At 60.1% G+C, this 1,387-nt stretch carries 1 protein-coding gene; it reads left to right on the top strand.

Annotated features, from left to right (window positions below):
* The coding region (locus J1785_RS01030) for a type VI secretion system Vgr family protein (RefSeq protein ID WP_217218596.1) at positions 1 to 1,387 on the top strand (1,387 nt) is incomplete at both ends.

The following is a 1,387-nucleotide window of genomic DNA, read 5'->3' as shown; positions in this document are numbered from 1 at the left end:
ACCGGCTGGATTTCCGGTTTGCCCTTAATGAACAGTACCCGCTGAAAAAATTCATGATGCAGTTCGGCGAAAGCGAATACGCGCACATCGCGCGCCGCCTGGCCGACAGCGGCATCTCGTACTTCTTTGAATACGATGAAGAGAACAACTGCGACGTCATGGTGCTGGCCGACCATTCTTACGCCTGGCCGGAACCGGTCGCCATCCCGTTCCGTAACCCGGCGGGACTGTTTGACGGCGGCCAGGAGTCGGTCTGGGAGATGTCGGTCAGCCGCAAGGCCATCCCGAAATCGGTGACGGTTAACGACGATTACTATCCGGCCGTGCAAAGCGATATGACCGCCACGGCGACCACCAATCCGGATTACACGGCGCTGGTTGCCGAAGATTACCGCTGGGGTGAGTCCTATCCTGAGCCGGGCAAGGAATACAGCAACGAGCCCGGTCAGGGTATGTGGTACGCCAGACGCCGTCAGGAGCGTTATCTGAGCGAACAAACCACCTTCGAGGGCAAGTCCAACAGCATGACGCTGCGTCCGGGGATGGTCATTACCACGCCCGGTAAAGACTGGCCGGAAGCGCCGGACGGCCTGCTGATAGTATCCACGAACTCTACCAACGTCGCCCGCGACACGGCGTATTTTGTCACCTTCACCGCCGTGCCACGCAATACCCGGCATCCGTATCGCCCCGCTCTGCTGCCGTGGCCGACCGTCACCGGCACGCTGCCTGCCCGCATCTCCAGCGCGCATCCGGATGAACCTTATGCCCATATCAGCGCCGACGGTTTGTACCGCGCCCGGTTTGGTTTCGACCGCACCGAATGGCAGAAAGGCTTTGAGAGCTGCTGGCTGCGTCTGGCAAAACCCTATTCCGGGGATACCTGCGGCTTCCATATGCCGCTGCTGGACTCCACCGGCGTGGCGATTGCCTTCGAGAACGGCGACGTTGACCGGCCGTACATTGCTTATGCGCTGCACGATTCACGGCATCCGGACCCTGTGGCGCTGCCGAACTACAAGCGGAACGTTATCCGCACTCCCGCTAATAACAAACTGCGACTGGACGATACGCGCGGGAAAGAACACATCAAGCTTTCCACACCGGCCAGCGGCAAAAGCCAGCTGAACCTGGGTGCGCTGGTCGATGACAAGCGTAAAGATCGCGGTCACGGCGCCGAGCTGCGCACCGACGACTGGGTGGCCGTTCGTGGCGGCAAGGGTGTGTTTATTTCCGCCGATATGCAGGCTTGTGCCGGAAGTCAGCAACTGGACATGCAACAGGCCAAAGCACTCCTTTCCAGTGCGATGGTAGAAATGCAGAGCCTGTCGGCCAGTGCTCAACAGGCCCAGGCATTAGCCGCAGACATCGACCGGCAACAGACGCT

This window comes from Rahnella perminowiae (assembly GCF_019049755.1).
GTDB classification, from domain to species: Bacteria; Pseudomonadota; Gammaproteobacteria; order Enterobacterales; family Enterobacteriaceae; genus Rahnella; species Rahnella perminowiae.
The sequence above is the reverse complement of the archived record's forward strand: the minus strand, read 5'-3'. Positions and strand labels throughout refer to the sequence as shown.